At 63.1% G+C, this 18717-nt stretch carries 14 protein-coding genes; 4 read left to right on the top strand and 10 right to left on the bottom strand.

Features of this window, described 5'->3' with window-relative positions:
• Positions 1 to 26: 26 nt before the first annotated feature.
• Both C7G61_RS31315 and C7G61_RS31310 read right to left on the bottom strand, forming a co-directional pair.
• On the bottom strand, positions 27 to 1382 hold the full coding sequence (locus C7G61_RS31315; protein WP_190242046.1) for a M23 family metallopeptidase: 1356 nt from the start codon (positions 1380 to 1382) through the stop codon (positions 27 to 29).
• Between the two features lie 100 nt (positions 1383 to 1482).
• The gene (locus tag C7G61_RS31310) at positions 1483 to 2250 is read right to left on the bottom strand and encodes a peroxiredoxin (RefSeq protein WP_108521162.1); all 768 of its coding nucleotides are present in this window, start codon (positions 2248 to 2250) and stop codon (positions 1483 to 1485) included.
• A gap of 216 nt (positions 2251 to 2466) precedes the next feature.
• Here C7G61_RS31310 and C7G61_RS31305 point away from each other — a divergent pair, with 216 nt between their 5' ends.
• The gene (locus tag C7G61_RS31305; protein WP_108521159.1) at positions 2467 to 6138 is read left to right on the top strand and encodes a YhdP family protein; all 3672 of its coding nucleotides are present in this window, start codon (positions 2467 to 2469) and stop codon (positions 6136 to 6138) included.
• Positions 6139 to 6380: 242 nt separating this feature from the next.
• Here the strand turns inward: C7G61_RS31305 and C7G61_RS31300 are convergent, their stop codons facing one another.
• From C7G61_RS31300 to tyrS, 7 genes are all read right to left on the bottom strand, one after another.
• On the bottom strand, positions 6381 to 6659 hold the full coding sequence (locus C7G61_RS31300; protein ID WP_108521157.1) for a DUF3325 domain-containing protein: 279 nt from the start codon (positions 6657 to 6659) through the stop codon (positions 6381 to 6383).
• Complete coding sequence (locus tag C7G61_RS31295; protein WP_108521155.1) at positions 6656 to 8230, bottom strand: PepSY-associated TM helix domain-containing protein; 1575 nt, start codon at positions 8228 to 8230, stop codon at positions 6656 to 6658. The genes C7G61_RS31300 and C7G61_RS31295 overlap by 4 nt, the downstream gene beginning before the upstream one ends.
• Before the next feature lie 65 nt (positions 8231 to 8295).
• Positions 8296 to 8577 (bottom strand): DUF3649 domain-containing protein, encoded by a 282-nt coding sequence (locus C7G61_RS31290; RefSeq protein WP_108521153.1) that lies wholly within the window; start codon positions 8575 to 8577, stop codon positions 8296 to 8298.
• Positions 8574 to 9302 carry a cobalt ABC transporter substrate-binding protein gene (locus C7G61_RS31285; RefSeq protein ID WP_108521151.1) on the bottom strand — a complete coding sequence of 243 codons (729 nt, stop codon included), beginning with the start codon at positions 9300 to 9302 and terminating at the stop codon, positions 8574 to 8576. The genes C7G61_RS31290 and C7G61_RS31285 overlap by 4 nt, the downstream gene beginning before the upstream one ends.
• Before the next feature lie 157 nt (positions 9303 to 9459).
• Entirely contained in the window at positions 9460 to 11781 is a 2322-nt protein-coding gene (locus C7G61_RS31280; RefSeq protein ID WP_108521149.1) for a TonB-dependent receptor, read from the bottom strand.
• 111 nt (positions 11782 to 11892) lie between these two features.
• A complete protein-coding gene (locus C7G61_RS31275; protein ID WP_108521147.1) occupies positions 11893 to 13140 on the bottom strand; it encodes an MFS transporter in 1248 nt (415 codons plus the stop codon).
• A 69-nt stretch (positions 13141 to 13209) separates the two neighbouring features.
• Positions 13210 to 14463, bottom strand: coding sequence for a tyrosine--tRNA ligase (gene tyrS / locus C7G61_RS31270; RefSeq protein ID WP_108521145.1), 1254 nt, complete (start codon positions 14461 to 14463; stop codon positions 13210 to 13212).
• 176 nt (positions 14464 to 14639) lie between these two features.
• Between tyrS and C7G61_RS31265 the strand changes: the two genes are divergently transcribed.
• Positions 14640 to 15740 carry an anhydro-N-acetylmuramic acid kinase gene (locus tag C7G61_RS31265; RefSeq protein WP_108521143.1) on the top strand — a complete coding sequence of 367 codons (1101 nt, stop codon included), beginning with the start codon at positions 14640 to 14642 and terminating at the stop codon, positions 15738 to 15740.
• A 117-nt stretch (positions 15741 to 15857) separates the two neighbouring features.
• On the top strand, positions 15858 to 16535 hold the full coding sequence (locus tag C7G61_RS31260) for a glutathione S-transferase family protein (protein WP_108521141.1): 678 nt from the start codon (positions 15858 to 15860) through the stop codon (positions 16533 to 16535).
• A gap of 67 nt (positions 16536 to 16602) precedes the next feature.
• On the opposite strand, the gene C7G61_RS31255 is transcribed toward C7G61_RS31260, so the two are convergent.
• Positions 16603 to 17250, bottom strand: a complete 648-nt coding sequence (locus C7G61_RS31255) for an alpha/beta hydrolase (protein ID WP_025589847.1) — start codon at positions 17248 to 17250, stop codon at positions 16603 to 16605.
• A 292-nt stretch (positions 17251 to 17542) separates the two neighbouring features.
• On the opposite strand from C7G61_RS31255, the gene C7G61_RS31250 reads away from it, so the two are divergent.
• Positions 17543 to 18697, top strand: a complete 1155-nt coding sequence (locus C7G61_RS31250) for a cysteine desulfurase family protein (RefSeq protein WP_108521138.1) — start codon at positions 17543 to 17545, stop codon at positions 18695 to 18697.
• Positions 18698 to 18717: the final 20 nt, after the last annotated feature.

The raw sequence follows: 18717 nt of genomic DNA, 5'->3' as shown, positions 1-18717 counted from the left end.
GCGCGGCTTCTTTCGGAGATGAGCTCTCAGCCCGCGCTGAGCCTCACGCCCGCGCGCAGAAATTTCTGCGGGTCGACCGCGTCGCCATCGATCCGTGTTTCGTAGTGCAAATGCGGGCCGGTGGAGCGGCCGGTGGAGCCGACGGCGCCGATCACCTGTCCGATCCTGACGACGTCGCCGACCTTGACGTGAATTTCCGACAGGTGGCCATAACGAGTCGACAACCCGTTGCCGTGGTCGATCTCCACCATGCGGCCATAGCCGCCCATCCATCCCGATGACAGCACCTTGCCGTTCGCGGTGGCGCGGACGGGATCGCCGGTGGCGGCGCGGAAGTCGAGGCCGGTGTGCATGGCGGGGCGGCCGAGGAAGGGATCGCTTCGGACACCGAAGCCCGAGGTGAATTCGACCTCGCCAACAACAGGCTTGCGGTAGGGCACCAGCGCCAGGGTCGCGTTGAGACGCTGCATCTGCGAGCGGGTGATGTTGATCCGGTTGAGCTGGCGCTCGAATGCGCCGGCATCGGCCGAAAGCTTTACCGGTACGAACGGGCCGCCAATGGCCGAGCGCGGCGTCGCCGCTTCGAGCTGCGCCATGTCGAGGCCGAGATCGTTGAACACGCCGCGCATCCGGCGGACACGCGATTCCATGCTGTCCTCGACCGCGGTCAGCGCCGCCATCTGGCGCCGCTCGACGGAATCGAGCGAGGTCTGCAGGCGGACCAGCACGTTGTCGAAGCCCTGAACCTTGGCAAACTGATTTGGTTGCGGCTTGACGGCGATGGGCGCGCGCGATTCCAGCCGCGCTTCGCGATCCGGTGGCGCCACGAAGATCACGGTGTCGCTGATCGGGGAGGGTTTCAGGGTGCCGGAAGCCGGCGTCTCCATAGCCGCGCCGCGCGCCGGAGGCCTGATCGAACCGGTGGCCGCGGCATCCGGGATCGCGCCGAGGGCGGTGGCGCGCGATTCCAGCGCGGTCTGGCGGCGCATGATCTGGTCGAGCTTCTGGTCGAACTGCTCCTGATCGAGCAACTGGCGGCTGGTGGTGCGGTCGACCTTGGCGCGCAGCTCCGCGATGCGGTCTTCATAGGCGTATTGCATCTCGGCCTGACGGGCGATCAGCCGGGTCAGGACGTCGTCGCGAAACGCGAAATAGGTGGCGGTCGCCGCCGACCACATGCCGAGCAACACGATCGTGCCGACAACGATCCAGAACACGACAGGGCCGAGCCGGACCTGCTTGCCGGCATGCACGATGGTGTAGCCGTCACCGTCGATCGCGGCCGCCTTTGCCGCATAGTTGGCGGGACGGCGGGGCGGCGTCCGGCCGTGATCGTGGGGATGGTGGTGATCGGAATAATGATGACCGGAACGGTACGACATCGGCACTCCCGCGCCGGTCGGAGATGAGTTCCGTACGGCTCAATTTGCGTGCCGATTTGACCCTTTCATGGTTAATTTTTGGGAAATGGAACCTGTCAAATCAGATGGCGCGGACGGCGGCCAGCACGTCGTCGGCATGGCCGTCGACCCGCACATGGCGCCAGATTTTGGCGACCCGACCATCGGCCCCGATCAGAACCGTCGTTCGAATGATTCCCATGAAGCTCCTGCCGTACATCGATTTTTCGCCCCAGGCGCCATAGGCCTCCAGCATCTCATGCTGCTCATCCGAGATCAGAGGAACCGAAAGCTGGTGCTTGCTGCGGAAGGATTCCTGGGCCTTTACGGTGTCGGCCGAGATGCCGAGTACCGCGGCTCCCTCGTCGGCAAACGCGCTCTCGAGCCGGGTGAAGTCGATCGCTTCACGGGTGCAGCCGGGGGTGTCGGCGCGGGGATAGAAGAACAGCACCAGTTTCTTGCCTGCATAGTCGGCCAGCGAGACGCTACTGCCGCCATCGCGGGGCAGGCTGAAGGAGGGAGCCATCGCGCCCTCGACCAGTTCGGTTCCCAGATCCGGTTTGGGCGGAGCCGATAGATTGGATTTTAACGGTTTCGATGGCGGCTTGTGCGACGCTTCGGCAGGAGCGGCTTTGGCGGTTTTGGCCATCTTGTCCGGCTTTCTGACGGTTGCCTTGGCGGCGGATTTGGCTGCCTTGCTGGCGACCTTGGCGGCAGGCTTTTTGGCCGATGTCGTGTCGCTGCGGCTAGCGGCTTTGCGAGCGGGTTTGGCCGCGACTGGTTTTGGGGCGGGCGTCTTGCGGCTTTTGGGGGCTGGCTTGGAGGATTTCTTGCGCGTTTTCTTGGACATACGCCTTCCTTTCGTCGCTTTCCGCAGATCAACCATTAGGGTATTGCGGGTCTTGCCTCTGACCGTCGGATTCGCTCCGGCCGCTGGGCAAGTTTGATGACCCGGGAGTATGGTTACAAGGAATTCGACGCTACCCCCGTCCGCTCGTCGATGGGACCGCCCAATCAATCCTTGGGCCCGACCACGAGTAACAGTATTAATCGAGGATTGGCAGCGATGCCGGCACAGGAGCGCTCGATAACGATCGAAGAGCGCGCCGTTGGCGGCGATCAACCTCAGCGCCGACACCGAGAGGCAATGGCTAGGAACACTTCGCCCAAGGGGTCGAATCCGCGTGCCGAGGCCCACAACTCTCAGTGGGATGATGCGGGCGGCTGGGATCAAGAGCCTGACGAGGCGGCGCGCCATCGGGCAAAGCGGCTGCTCGCCCGCCCCAGTTCCGGCCGGCTGGGCGACAAATTTGCAGCGCTGCAGCTCCGGCTGACCGGCGAACGCTGGGTCAAGCGCCTGGCGATCGTGGTTGCCGTGCTGGCGGTAATCTTCACCAGTTGCTTCGGCGGTCTGTGGTGGCGGCTCGGCGCCGGGCCCATCAATCTCGATATGGCAACGCCTTGGCTGGCGGCCGCGATCGAGGAAAATATCGGCCATGGCAATACGGTCGAAGTCGGCGGTACGCAGATCGAGCGGGCCGGACGGATTCGAATCGCGGTGCGAATCCGCGACATCGTGGTTCGCGACCGTGACCAGGTCGTCGTCGCCACCGCGCCGAAGGCCGAGGTGAAACTGTCAGGCACGGCGCTTCTGATGGGGCGGCTGCGTGCCGAAAGCCTCAATCTGGTCGATGCCGAACTTGCGGTGCGAATCACGCCGGACGGCCAGGTGACGGTGTCTGCCGGCGACACCGCCAAACCGCTGGCGACCGGCGTTGCCTCCAAGCGCGATGCGGGCATGGCGCCGACATTCCCCCGTCCAGCGCCTGCGCCCGCCCAGGGCGTGACGGCGACGGTGCCCGACACGACGCAGAACGGATTGCTGGCCAGCCTCGATTGGCTCGACAGCCTCAGCCTTAGCGGCCTCGACGGTCAGAACCTGAACGAGATCGGCCTCAAGAACGGCAATCTCGTCGTCGACGACCAGCAGCGCGGCAACAAATGGACGTTCGACAATATCAGCCTCAGCATGCGCCGGCCGAGCGGCGGCGGGGTCGCGGTGAGCCTTGGCGAGGAGGGCGCACGCCCGTGGTCGCTCAAGGTCGTGGTCGGGCCGCCGCAGAACGGCGTGCGGTCGGTCGATCTTCGCGCCGACAAGGTGCCGGCCGCCAACATCCTGCTGGCGATGCGGGTCAAGGATCTCACCTACAGCGCGGAATTGCCGCTGTCTGGTGAGCTGAAGGGTGAACTGGGGCGCGATGGCGTGCCGACCTATTTGCGCGGCAAGGTCATCGCCGGGGCCGGGAACCTGATCGACAGCGATACGCCCGATTATCCGATGCCGATCGATTCGGCGGAGATGAGCGTCGAATGGGATTCCGGACGGCGGGTGCTGGTCGCGCCCTTCAAGGTCGTTTCCGGCGCGAACCGGATTACGTTGCTGGGCCATCTCGAACCGCCGAACGGCGCCACCACCGAATGGCAGGCGGGTCTCAGCGGTGGCACGATCCTGCTCGCCGGCACCGACAATGAACCGCCGCTGATCTTCAACCGCATCGCGATCGGGCTGAAGTTCGACACCGACCGCAAGCGCGTGCTGCTCACGCAGGCCGATATCAGCAATGGCGAGATCGGCATCGCTGGCACCGGCAGCATCGACTATGCGAACGAGGCGCGTCTGCAGCTTGGTTTTGCGGGCACGCCGATGTCGGCATCGGCGCTGAAACGGATGTGGCCGATCCTGATCGTGCCTGAGGTGCGCGAATGGGTGATCGAGCGGATCGAGAAGGGTACGCTTCAGCGTATCGAGGTCGGCGTCAATTCGCCGGTGCGTAACTTGTCGCGCAGGGGGCCGCCGATTCCGGATGATGGCCTCGCCGTCAACATCGTGGCCTCCGGCGTCACGGTGCGCCCGGTGGATGAAATGCCCTCGGTTCGCGATGCCGATTTGAAGGCGCGGGTCACCGGCCGCACCGCGACGGTGACGATCGGGCAGGGCGTCGCCGACACGCCGGCCGGACGCAAGATCAACATTTCGGATTTCATCTTCGAGGTGCCGGACATGGCGCCGAAGCCGTCACCCTCGCGGGTGAAGTTCAGGGTCGATGCTCCGGTGCCGGCCGCCGCAGAGATTCTCGCCTCAGACCGTCTCAGCGACGTCTCCGGCACCTTGATCGATCCTAACTCCAGCAAGGGCAACATTACCGCCTCCATCACGATGGGCATGCCGGTCAAGGGCTCGCTGACCAAGGCCGACACCACCTACGCCGTCACGGCCGATCTCTCCGGGTTTGCCGCCGACAAGCTCGTGATGAACCAGAAACTGGAATCCAATACGCTGAAGCTGGTCGCCAACAACGCCGGCTACCAGGTCAAGGGCGACGTCAAGATCAACGGTCAGCCAGCCTCGCTTGACTATCGCAAGCAGAACGAGGGCGACGCCGACATCAGGCTGCAGGCGACGCTCGATGACGCCAGCCGCCAACGCCTCGGGATCGATCTCGGGTCCGCCGTCAGCGGCTCCATTCCGATCAAGGTGATCGGCAAGATCGGCGAGAACGACAGCCGCGTCGGCATCGAGGCCGATCTGACCTCGCTACGTCTCGACAACATCCTGCCGGGCTGGGTCAAGGTGCCCGGCAAGTCGGGCAAGGCGACGTTCATCGTGGTGAAGAAGGAACAATCGACACTGTTCCAGGACATCGTGGTCGAAGGCGGCGGCGTTTCGATCAAGGGATCGCTGGAAGTCGACCAGAATGGCGACCTGTTGAATGCGAACTTCCCGACCTACGCGCCGTCGGACGGCGACAAGACCTCGCTGAAAGCCGAACGCGGTGCCGACGGTATCGTGAAGGTCATGATGCGCGGCGACGTGTTCGACGGCCGCGGCTTCCTCAAGTCGGCGATAACAGGCAAGGAGACCGATCCCAAGAACAAGTCCAGGAATATCGACCTCGACATCGACCTCAAGCTCGGCGCGGTGGCGGGATTCAACGGCGAGGCGTTGCGCAGCGTCGATAGTAAGTTCTCCCGCCGCAACGGCATCGTGAAAAACTTCACGCTGTCCGGCAAGGTCGGGCGCGATACGCCGGTGACCGCGGATTTGCGCGGCCGCGCGCAGGGGCAGGGCCGGGACATCATCATCCTGCAGACCGGTGATGCGGGTGCCTTCTTCCGGTTCACCGACATGTACTCCAAGATTATTGGCGGCCAGCTCGAACTCGCGTTGGAGCCTCCGACCGTCGAACCCAGCGCCAAGGAAGGCCTGATCAACGTCCGCAACTTCTCCATCAAGGGCGAGGCTTCGCTCGACCGTGTGGCTGCTGGCGGCTCAACCGGCACGCAGAGCGGCGTGTCCTTTACGGCGTTGCGAGCCGAGTTCACCCGGCAGAATGGACAGCTCGCGATCCGCGATGGTGTCGTGAAAGGACCGATGGTCGGGGCGACCATCGAAGGCAGCATCGATACCGTCGTCAACCAGGTTCGGATGAGCGGCACCTTCGTTCCGATGTACGGGCTGAACAACATGTTCGGCCAGATTCCGGTGCTCGGCCTGTTCCTCGGCAACGGCAACAATGAAGGCCTGATCGGCGTGACCTATGAGGTCGTCGGTACGCCGGGCCAGCCCGTCCTGCGCGTCAATCCGATTTCGGCGATCTTTCCGGGCGTGACGCGAAAGATCATGGAGTTCAACACCGGCAAGCAGAACAACCCGATCGAATTGCCGCCGAATAATTAAGGCGGATCGGGTTGGAGTCGAATCGGTACGCCGTCAGCGCGAAGCATTAACGATTTCGTGTCCCGGCCGCAGTGCAGATGCTCTTAGGCGGCACACCGCGGGGCCCAGACACAAAATCGCGAAAACAACCCCATGCAAAGTAGAATAAGCCCCGGCTCGCAGCACTTTGGCCGCTTTCGTCCAGGGCAGGAGATGGTCCGTCACGGCCCACCCCAATCTCATTCTGCTCCAGATATGGACGCTTAACGCACCATCCTCGCTTGCCCGATAAGCGCACAAAGCACGATACCGGCAGCAATGCTGGTGTGACCGCTGAATATCACGAGGCCGATGCTCCAGCCCTTCTCGGCGACAAGAATGCCGAGCGCAAACAGTAGAGCGCAAGTGCCGGCAACGCGAAGGACGTAGGTCGTGGTCGGCCGCAGCGGTCTGCCGATGATATCGCGCTGTTGGCGGCGCACGGCAAATGCCAACGCAGTAAAGCCTGCCAGGCTGAGCGCGAAGGGCAGCAGGTGATTCATCCTGCTGCCTCGCGGGAGGTGGCGACCGGAGCCTGCCGTTTTGGCTTGAGCCTGGACTGGGAAATCGCCCCCTGCCGGGCTGTGCGTATTGCCAAAACGGCATGAAGCAAAGCCAGCGCCCAGCACATCATATCGATACCGGCGAAGACCCGGTCGCCTTCGACCAGGCTATGCCACAGCGGACGTTGCGTCGTGAATGCGTTGAGAAGCGGCAACAGAAACAGCAGCGCTGATGCCGCCCATAATTGCTCGACCCAGGCTGACCTGGCTGGACGTACCAGGGCATGCAGCAGCGTCAGGCCCCAGACGATAAAGAACGCGTGAACCTCCCAGTCAGCGCGGCTCTCCAACGGGTGCGGCAACAGGCGGTTGGCCCACAAGAATGCAGTCATTGCGATCGACAGGCCGGCGATGCTGGCGATGTTCAGTCGCTCTACAAGGCGGAAGCCGAAATAGGGACAACCCGGGTCAGGCAGCTTCTGTCGCCGCTTTACGGTCCACATAACCAGGCCCGTACCCACCATGGCCGTACCCATGAAGCTGACGAGAAAGTACAGCCATCGCATTTCGGTGTCGCTGAAGCGCCCGAGGTGGAGTGCGTAAAGTACGCCCCGGGTTTCGGCCGCAGCCCCCACCGACTCACGGACCGTCAGCAGTTTGCCGGTGGCCCCTTCGAACTCCATGTATTGCGGACTCATGGAGACGCGGCCCGCTTCTCCTCGCGCCACCGACACACGCGCTGCCGCATCTCCGGGATGAACGGCCGTTACGCGCCCTATACTGTCGCGGCCCCAACGTTCCTGGGCCTGCCGCACCATGTCCGCCACCGATGCCAGCGCCGTTTTCTGCCCGCTGGGTTTGCCCGGCTGGATGAAGGCGCTGAGCTCGGCCGAAAGTTGCTGGCGCTCTGCCGGCGTCTTGAAAGCTGCTTGTTCGCCCCATGGCATGTACAGCGCCATCAGCGTCACCAGTCCGGTGTAGGTGATCATGAAATGAAACGGTAGACCAAACACCGACAGGGAGTTGTGCGCGTCCAGCCACGAGCGCTGTCGCTTCCCCCAGCGGAAGGTGAAGAAATCGACGAAGATCTTCTTGTGGGTGATGACGCCGCTGACAATGGCCACGAGCATGAACATCGCGGCTGCGCCCGCCAGCCATCTGCCCCAGACCACCGGCATGTAATGGAACTGGAAGTGGAAACGGTAGAAGAACTCGCCGCCCAGCGTGTCGCGCGAGGTGACGCGCTGGCCGGTCGCGGGATCGAAGTTGCCTTCACCGAAGCCGCGCTGGCCCGGGTTGCGAGGAGTTGTGCGCCAGAACGCATAGACACTGTTGTTGCGCGCGTCGGGCAGGCGGATGCTCCACTGCGATGTTCCGGGCTCTATGTTGCCAATCTCATCCGCGAGCCGTTGTGCCACCACGGCCTGATCGGGAATTTGAGACAGGCGCGGCAACTCCGGCCGCATCCATTGCGAGAGTTCATCCTTGAAATACGACACGGTGCCGGTGAGGAACATGGCATAGAGCACCCAGCCGAGCAGAAGGCCGGCCCATGTGTGCAGGCTGGACATGCTTTGCCGGATGCCGGGGCCCGCAACTCGCGCATCGTTGTCCGTATTCACGCGCAGGCCCTTCGTCAGGAAACGGACCAGGCCAGCGGCAACAGCGGCACGGCCACGATGAGCAATCCCGCCCAGGCCTTCAGCGCGCTGCGCACGGCAAAGACCCAGATCACGGCACCGGCGTAGATGGCGAAGCTCGCCAGCATGCCGGTGAGCACGGCCTGCGGCTTGCTCAAGGGTAGGGCGAGCACGGCAACGCTGAAAAGTGCGGCCAAGGCATAGCCGCCGAACAGCGCAGCCACGATGCGCGAGATCAGCGGGCCCGTGGAGCGGACCCGATGTATCATAAAACTCATTTGCCCGGCGTTGCGGGCGGGCCCGCAGGAATGGCTGTCAGGCCCTTGGCGTTCACGAAGGTCACCGTGGTGGCATAGCTCACGGCATCATATTTCTCGGCGCCGCCGGCCCCTGCGCGCTCACCCGCGCTGCGGTCGTTGAAGCTGACTTCAACCACGTAGGTGCCCTTCCAGGGCATATCGAACTTCACAAGGCCCTGCTCATCGGTGTGAGCATCCTTGGACCAACCCGACTCGGTCACCAGCGTCACTTTGGTCTTGGCTTTGGGCTGATCCTTGAAGAAGAGCTTGAATTGGCCGTCCTCGCCGGTCGGGACGAGATCGAGCACGAGCTTGGGCTGCTGCGCGGTAAAGCTCGTGATGTAACGGGCCGCGGGATAGAACCAGTTGGTGACGTCCTTGCCTTGCTGCTTCCAGACATAGAGCGGGTAGTTCGCATCCTCCGCCAAGATGCCGTCGCCGGAGGCCGCGGAGAACGGCAGCGTAAAGCCGTTGGCGGTCTTGGTGGCGTCAGACTTTTGCTCGCCCTTGGCGGAGACGAGCGTACCGGTGACCTTTGCGAACTTGTCGAGCAAGCCCGGCGACGCTTCACGAAGATTCTCGCCGAATTCGCCAAAGCGAACGACAGCATTCTGCCCTTCGGATTGCTCAATCCAGATCTGGTGCGCCTGCACAGGCGTTACTGCCCCAAGCAAGGCAATCAGGGCGATGAAGCGTTTTGTCATTAGTGGCACCTTGGCAGTGTTACGAGCGGGTAGTTGGGTATGATCATGTTCAGCAGACGCAGAAAGCGCCGGAGCGTACGCGCCCCGGCGGTTCTGCAATGCTCCAACGCTTCTAGGCGTTGGAAAGTCAATCGCGTTTGCGTGACAACCCTCCTGTCTAGAGATCGAATGCCGCAGAGATGATGTAAGTCCGAGGCGATCCAACGGTCACGAATGAACCGGTCGTGAGCCAGTATCGATTGTCGAAAACATTCTCGATATTGGCGCGTATCGTGACGGGACGCCCGTTGAAAATAGTCGCGTAACGCGCGCCGATGTCGAACCGGGTCCAGTCAGAGAATTTCTGCCAGGGATTGTTGGCGTTCGTGAGATACGAGCCCGATGTATAGATCACGCGGCCATTGAGAGAGAGGCCCGATACCCACGGCGTGTCCCAGTCGAGACTGGCGGAGAACGTCTTGTCCGGCACGCCGGCGGCGTCCTTGCCGATTTCAGCGAGAGTGGATGTTTTGGTTATCTCCGGACGCAGGAAGGTGGCGCTGACCATGCCGCGCAGACCCGGAAGCAGCAGGCCATAGGCGTTCAGTTCCAGGCCGCGGTTCTGCTGTTCGCCGTCATAGCCCCGGATGTTGGCCGGCGACGTGACCAGGAGAGGACGCGCGATCTGGAACACAGCGGCGGTCGTCGTGATCGTGCCCCAATCCACCTTGATGCCGGCTTCCTGCTGCTTCGACTTGAAGGGGGCGAGTATTTCGCCCCGGTTCGCAAAGGTGTTTGGGACGATGATGCCCTGGCTCAGTCCCTCGGCATAGTTTGCGTACAGCGAGACGTTCTGCAACGGCTTGACGACTATGCCCGCAAGCGGCGACACAGCCTCAGCACCGTAGCTGCTCGACTGCACACCCGTGGTCGTGTTGAAAACATCCTGCTCCACCCTCTGATGACGAGCACCGACCGTGAAGAGGACAGTCTCGTTCAGGAACGACATCGTGTCGGCGATCGCGATGCTCCGGAACATCACCTCGTTAGCCTTTCGCGGCGGCAGGCGCGCGCCGGTAACGACCGGAAGCGGAGACGGGTTGTAGATATTCGATGGCACCGACTGGGCCGCCGTGTTGGCAACGTATGCGCTGCCGTTCTCCTGGAAATAGCCGCTGAACGCGAAATTGACCGCATGTCCGACGGGTCCGACCTGGAAGCGCGACCGGATGCCCGCGTTGCCGCTCGTCGTCTTGGTGTAGGAGTCGTAGTAGGCGTTGATGAGCCTGAAATTGCCGAGAGCGTCCATACCACCGGGCGGAAATTGCGGAAGGACACGGGAATCCGGGAACGTCTGGTAGTTCTCGCCCTCGCGATAGCCGATCCCGGCATAGGCCGTCAGCGCTTCGGAAATGTCGTATTCGGCTGCCGTCGCGATGGTGTTGTCCCGCTGCTTCAGCAGTGTTCCGGGGTACCAGTTGCTCCGCGCGTCGGGTACAACAGGAATGAAGGGCACGGTGGTCTGGATGCCCATCTGCGGACGAAAGTTTTTGGTGTCCTCGTTCTGTGAGATGGCATCGAGCGTCCAGCGGAATCGCTCGCCGCGATAGTCAACCCCGAGCGCGCCGAGACCGATCCGCGAGTTGCCGTCGTCGATCGAAGCTTCGCCGTTGCGCCCCACGCCGTTGAAGCGAATTCCCCACTCCTTGTTTTCGCCATAGCGGCCGCTGTTTTCCAGATGAAGGCCATAGCTCCCGGCGCTCATGAAGAACGGAGTTACACGCGTGAAGGGTATCTCGCCGGCTCGTTTGGTGACGATGTTGACGCCGCCGCCGACGCTGCCGCCGGGGGCGATGCCGTTGATCAGCGCGCCCGGGCCCAGCAGCAGTTCGATCCGCTCGACGAAATAGGTGGGAACACGGTTGGACGAAACAAGCCCGTAGAGGCCGTTCAGGCCGATGTCGCTTGCGGGCACAGGGAAGCCGCGGATCTGGAGCGTGTCGTCGAATCCGTTCTGTCCGGTGCTGGGCCGGACCGAAGCATTGTTGATCAGCGTATCCGCTGCCGTTCGCGCCTGCTGATCCTGCATCAGTTGCGACGTATAGTTCGTCGTGCTGAACGGGACATTCATCACGCTCCGGTTTCCAAGCAGGCCGAGCGTTCCGCCCTGCGCCAGCTGACCGCCGGCATAAGACGGCGCGGGAGTTCCGATCGTATGGGTTGTCCCCATCGTCGTGGCTGTCACGCTTGCCGACACGGGACGCTCGCTCGGCTGCCGCGGCGCAACGCGCGCAGAACGCTGAGCCGCGCCACGAGGCCGCGTAGCGCTCGTCACACGCGCTCTCTGTCCAGGTGCATCGACGGACACCGGAGGCAACACCTGCGGCGCTGTGCTCTGCGCTCTGCTTTGAGTAGCTCCCATACCGGTCACGCATAACGCAACAGCGCTCATGGCCGCGCCAACAAGCACGCGGCTCTTATTGTTCTTGAAGCTCACCAACGCCCCCAAATCACCCAGTTGATGTCTGACTAGGAAATCGAAGGTTCGGAAGCAACGGCACTGATTTAGAATTGCTGTACGCTTGTTCGTTGTATTTCGAACAGGCGCGTCCTAGCGTCGCAGTGCGGGCACGACCAAAAACGGAATCATTCCCAGCACCACCGCGACCAGCGCAAACGCGATCACGGGATCGTAGCTGTGGGTCCAGTCGTGGATCAGGCCGCCGGCCCAGGCGCCGAGCCCTGAGCCAAGGCCGCTGCCGATGGCGACCGTGCCGAAGATGGTGCCGACGCGCTCGCCGCGAAAGATCTTCATCGCGGTCGCCGTGATCAGCGGGCCGCGCGAACCGATCATGCTGCCGAAGGTCACGACGAAGGCGCCCAGCAGCCAGACGTTCGGATAGAACTGCAGCAGCCACAGCAGGATGATGCCGACGATCGAGATGGCGTAGCTCAGCAGCACCGACGGCCTTCGTCCGATCATCGCATCGAGTTGCGTCACGCCCAGCATGCCGAACAGCAGCACGATTCCGGAAAAGCCCCAGGCGGTCGCCGCCTGCAGCGGCGGGAAGCCGGCGTCGATCAGATAAGCGACGATCTGCGCCGAGATCGCGTACATGCCGACTGCCGTGAAGAAGAACGTCGAAAACAGCGCCCAGAACGCGTGGTGGCGCATCGCGCTCGCAAGCGTCCAGCCGCCGTCGATGAAATCGGGATCGGCCTTCCCCGCGATGTGCGGCGAGCCCGTCGAAAACAGGCGCCACGGCAGCAGCAGCAACGGCAACAACAGGCACAGCGCAACGATGCCGAAGATCTGGTAGGCGCCGCGCCAGCCGAAATGATCGATCAGAAGCTGCGACGCCGGCAATAGCACGAGCACACCGGCGCCGGTCGCGGAATAGACGATCGCCATCGCCGTCGGCAGGCGCGGGCCGAACCAGCGGCCGAGCAGGATCGAATTCGGCACGTTGCCGATGAAGGCGATGCCGATCCCGACGGCGAGCCCAACGCTGAACTGGAATTGCCACAGCGCTTGCGCCTGCGAGGCTACCAGGAACGCGCCGCCGAGCAGCAGCAATCCCACCGAATAGACGGTGCGGGGGCCGTAGCGGTCGAACAGCCGGCCGACCACCGGCGCCATCAGTCCGCCCGCCAGCCAGGTCAGCGAATAGACCGAGACCACCTCCGCGCGGTCCCAACCGAAATTCTCCGAGATCGGTTTCAGGAAAACCGTAAAGCTCTCGCCGAGGCCGCGGCCGATAAGCGCTAGCGTAAAGCAGAGCGCCAGCACGTTGAGCGCAACCCGCTCCGGCTTGAGCGACCTGGCTAACGCATCTCCCTCTGGCGTCTTGTTATCCATCGGACGCAGGGAGCGCGTTTCCGTCCACCCCCGCAAGCCTCAAAAACGAATACGGCTATGCAGGCAGGCTCAAGCCGGCCTGAGCAGGACGTGCTTTTTCTTCCCCATGGAAAGTTTGATGACGCCTTCCGGCGTGAGGTTGGACGGCGTCAGAACCATCTTCTCATCGGTGACGGCGGAATCGTTGACGCGCAAGCCGCCGCCCTTGATCTGGCGCCGTGCCTCGCCGTTCGATGCGACGAGACCCGCTTTCACGAACAGTCCCAGCACGCCGGCGCCGGCTTCGAGCTCGCCGGAGGAAATTTCCACCGTCGGCAGGCTTTCAGCGATCTCGCCTTGCTCAAAAGTCTGCCGGGCGGTTTCGGCGGCCGTGTTGGCGGCGTCGCGACCGTGCAACAGCGCGGTCGCTTCCGTCGCCAGCACCTTCTTGGCTTCGTTGATCTCGCCGCCCTGCAATGCCGCCAGCTTTGCGATCTCGCTCATCGGCAGGATCGTGAACAGCTTTAGAAACTTGACGACGTCGGCGTCCTCGACGTTGCGCCAGTATTGCCAGAAATCGTAAGGCGAGAACTGGTCGGCATTGAGCCACACCGCGCCCTGCGCGGTCTTGCCCATCTTGGCGCCCGACGCGGTCGTCAGGAGCGGCGTCGTCAGCGCGAACAATTGCGCCGTGCCCATGCGGCGGCCGAGATCGACCCCGTTGACGATGTTGCCCCACTGATCGGAGCCGCCCATCTGCAACCGGCAGCCGGTGCGCCGTGCCAGCTCGACGAAGTCGTAGGCCTGGCAGACCATGTAGTTGAATTCGATGAAGCTCATCTCCTGCTCGCGCTCGAGACGGAGCCGCACCGAGTCCATCGTCAGCATGCGGTTGACGGAGAAATGCCGGCCGACGTCGCGCAGCATTTCGATGTAGTTCAGTTTCGTCAGCCACTCGGCATTGTCGAGCATGATGGCATCGCTCGGGCCCGAACCGTAGCGCAGTACCTTCGCGAACACGCCGCGGATCGAGGCCTTGTTGGCCTCGATTTCCTCGATCGAGCGGATTGCACGCGATTCATCCTTGCCGGAGGGGTCGCCGACCATGGTGGTGCCGCCGCCCATCAGGGTGATCGGCTTGTTGCCGCTCTGCTGCAGCCAGTGCAGCATCATCATGGTGAGGTAATTGCCGATATGCAGCGACGGCGCCGTGCAGTCGTAGCCGACATAGGCGGTCGCCTGGCCCTTCGCGGCAAGCGCGTCGAGGCCCTCGAAATCGGAGCATTGGTGGATGAAGCCGCGCTCCTGTAAAATGTTCAGGAAATCTGATTTAAATGCGGTCATGGCGGGCTGCTTTGATCATTCTATTTTCACTGTAATTGTAACTGTTTGCGGAACCGTGGCGGAACGGGCTGCCGCAAATCCGGCCGCTGTGGCATTATAAGATGTCCGTGTTTGGCACAAGCTGATCGTCGTCGGCGGGACGGATCGAGCAGGGCGTTGCAAAGGCACGATTTGCGATGATGTTGACGGCACTTGGTCTGATGAGTGGCACCTCGCTCGACGGGGTCGATGTCGCTTTGATCGAGACCGACGGCCGCCGGGTGAACGCCCTGGGACCGTCCGGATACCGGCCCTATACCGACGTGGAGCGCGGCCTGCTGCGACAGGCGTTGTACGAGGCCGCCGACCTGTCGGATCGCGCGGCGCGGCCCGGTTGCCTGCGCGAGGCCGAGCGGGTCGTCACATCTGCTCATGCCGAGGCGGTGGCCGCCTTTACCGCACAGCACCGGATGCGCTTCGACGACATCGACATCGTCGGCTTTCACGGCCAGACCGTGCTGCACCGGCCTGAGAAAAAGTTGACGGTCCAGATTGGCGACGCAGCGGCGCTAGCCAGGCTCATCCACGTTCCGGTCATGTACGATTTCCGCGCTGCCGACGTCGACGCCGGCGGGCAGGGCGCGCCCTTTGTGCCGGTCTATCACCGCGCGCTCGCCCAATCGCTGGAGTGGGAGGGGCCGACCGTCGTGGTCAATATCGGCGGCGTCGCCAACATCACCTATATCGACGGCGACACGCTGATCGCGTGCGACACCGGCCCGGGCAACGCGCTGCTCGACGACTACATGTTCCGCTGGCTGAACCAGCGTTTCGATAACGAGGGCCGCACCGCCGCGCTGGGCAAGGTTGATGCGGCCTGGATCAATCGCGCGCTGCAAATGCCGTTCTTCTCACTGCCGCCGCCGAAATCGCTCGATCGCAACGATTTTGAGAGGTTGAAGCTCGGCGACATACCCCCCGAGGATGGCGCGGCGACGCTGACCGCCTTTACCGTTGCCGCGATCGCCAGGGTGATGCCGCTGCTGCCGAAGGAGCCCAAGAACTGGATCGTGGCCGGTGGCGGCGCCCGCAACCTGACCATGCTGCGGATGCTGCGCGAGTGCCTGGCGCCGGCGACCGTCCGGGCAGCGGACACGCTGGGCTGGGCGTCCGACGCGATCGAGGCGCAGGCCTTCGGATTCCTGGCCGCGCGCGGCCTGAAAGGCCTGCCGCTGAGCTACCCCGCCACCACGGGGGTACCATTCCCGATGACCGGCGGCATCATCGCGCGGCCCTGATCTGGGTTCAAGATATGTTGATGCAATTGCATTGACCTTGACGGCTACATGCATACGCATCTAATTTGGATGCAGATGCATGTAGCGAGGCCTGCTGGCCTCACCTGGAGGTCCGTCATGGCGCCAAAACTCACGCTGATCAGCCACAAGCTTTGTCCGTATGTGCAGCGTGCCGTGATCGCGCTCAGCGAGAAGGGCATTCCGTTCGAGCGGGTCGACATTGATCTCGCCAACAAGCCGGACTGGTTCGTGAAAATTTCGCCGCTCGGCAAAGTGCCGGTGCTGCTTGTCGAAACAGAGGACGGCGAAGCCGCACTGTTCGAGAGCAATGTCATCTGCGAATATATCGAGGAGACGCAAGGAGGCGCGAAACTGCATCCGCAGGACGCGCTCAAGCGGGCGCAGCACCGCGCGTGGATGGAATTCGGCTCGACGATTCTGAGCGAGCTATGGGGACTGGAGACGACAGGCGATTCCGCGATCTTCGAAAGCAAGCGGCAAGCGGTTGCCGCGAAGTTCGCGCGTGTCGAGGAAGCGCTGGGACCGGGCCCGTTCTTTGCGGGCAAAGATTTCAGCCTGGTGGACGCTGTGTTCGCACCGATCTTCCGCTATTTCGATGTGTTCGATCAACTGACCGATCTTTCGGTCTTTGCCGATACGCCCAAGGTCCGCGCGTGGCGCGAGGCGCTGGCGCAGCGGCCGAGCGTGCGCACGGCAGTCGGGCCTGACTATCCGCAACTGTTGCACGCGTTCCTGGTGCGCCATAACGCGCACATGCTGAAACTGGCGGCGTGAGACGCAGATGTCGCCGTAGACCGGATTTCGCTGCGCTCCATCGGGGCTACGAAACAACACGGTCACGTCAGCGGACGTTGGCGAGCCGCATGTCGAGATAGCCGGTCACCGTCTCCATCAGCGGCTCCAGCTTGCCGTCGAAGAAATGGTTGGCGCCCGGGATGATCTGCTGGTCGATCACGATGCCTTTTTGCGTCTTCAGCTTCTCGACCAGCGTGTTGACGTCCTTCGGCGGCACCACCGCGTCCTTTTCGCCATGCACGATCAGGCCCGAGGACGGGCAGGGCGCGAGGAAGGAGAAGTCATAGAGATTGGCGGGCGGCGCGATCGAGATGAAGCCCTCGACCTCGGGCCGGCGCATCAAGAGCTGCATGCCGATCCAGGCGCCGAACGAGAAGCCGGCGACCCAGCAGGCGCGCGCTTCGGGATTGATGGTCTGCGCCCAGTCCAGCGCGGAAGCCGCATCCGACAATTCGCCGGTGCCGTGATCGAATGAGCCTTGGCTGCGGCCGACGCCGCGAAAATTGAAGCGCAGCACCGAGAAGCCGCGATGCGCAAATGCGTAGTAGCACTGGTAGACGATCTGGTGGTTCATCGTGCCGTGAAACTGCGGATGCGGATGCAGGATCATCGCGATCGGCGCGTTCTTCTGCTTGGCCGGATGGTAACGGCCTTCGAGGCGGCCCGCGGGGCCGGTGAAAATAACTTCAGGCATTCATGATCCTTGGAAGTGGTCCTTGGCAACGGCCGTGATCCGGCAGAGAAGAAATGCGATCAGGCGTCGTTGGGTGGTGCGCAAACGGCGCTCCCGTGAAACTGGTGGCGGCGTTCTAGCATGAGGCGAGGGGCAAAAAGCAAGCATCTTGAACATCTGGAAGGCTGTTCAAAGCGTTAGGCTGCGATTGCAAGAGACGCCGCGATCCCCAGTTGCCATAAGGCAACTCGCGCCGGCGGCGAGGCCGAGCCTTGCGGGAGCTGCTGGCCGATATAGGTAATATTGTACGGACATGCCCGACCGGGTCTATCTCGACTGGAATGCGACGACGCCGCTTCGCCCCGAGGCCAGGCAGGCGATGGCGGCTGCTTGGGAAGTGGCCGGCAATCCGTCCTCGGTCCATGCCGAAGGCCGTCAGGCACGCCGGCTGATCGAGGACGCCCGTGCCGCCATCTCGGCGGCTGTCGGCGCGCGTCCGCAGGACGTGGTGTTTACGTCGAGCGGCACGGAAGCGAATGCGCTGGCGCTGACGCCGGGGCTACGCAAGGGCGCGGGCGAACCGGTCCGTCGGCTGTTGGTCTCGGCCATCGAGCATACGTCGGTGTTATCGGGGGGACGTTTCACGCCGGAGGCGATCGAGACTATCCAGGTCACCCGATCCGGCCTGATCGACATCGACCATCTGCGGGGGCTTCTCGCCGTTGGGCCGCGGGCGCTTGTTTCGGTCATGCTGGCCAATAACGAGACCGGCGCGCTTCAACCGGTGGGCGAAGTCGCTGACATCGTGCATGAAGCAGGCGGGCTGCTTCATGTCGATGCAATCCAGGCGTTGGCAAAAATACCGTTTGATATCAAATCGATGAAGGCCGATCTGGTCACGCTTTCTGCGCACAAGATCGGCGGCCCGAAGGGCGTCGGTGCGCTGGTTCTGGCCGAGGACGTGCAAGGGCTGGAGCCGCTGCTGCGTGGCGGCGGTCAGGAGCTTGGCCGCCGGGCCGGCACCGAGAATGTCGCGGGTATTGCGGCCTTTGGCGCTGCCGTGCGGGCCGCCATGGGGGCTTTAGACGGCGATACAGCCCGGCTACGGAGCTTGAGGGACCGCCTTGAAGCCGGCCTGAAGCAAACTCCTGACGTGATTGTGTTCTCCGAGGACGTCCCGCGGCTGCCTAATACCACCCTGTTCACCGTTCCCGGGCTGAGGGCCGAAACGGCCGTGATTGGCTTCGATCTCGGCGGTATTGCGGTATCCTCGGGTTCCGCCTGCTCGTCCGGCAAGGTCCAACCCTCCCACGTCCTCGAGGCCATGGGCTATGGCAAGGAACTGGCCCAGGGAGCGGTGCGGCTCAGTCTGGGCTGGTCTACCTCGGAGGCAGACATTGATTTGGCGCTTCAGGCTTGGCGAAAGCTCGCCGATGCCTTACTTAGAGTGCGACGAAACACAGCTTGAAACGTTCTAAGTGGGTTTCG

Origin of the sequence: Bradyrhizobium algeriense, from assembly GCF_003062295.1 — a bacterium.
Classification (GTDB): domain Bacteria; phylum Pseudomonadota; class Alphaproteobacteria; order Rhizobiales; family Xanthobacteraceae; genus Bradyrhizobium; species Bradyrhizobium algeriense.
The sequence above is the reverse complement of the archived record's forward strand: the minus strand, read 5'-3'. Positions and strand labels throughout refer to the sequence as shown.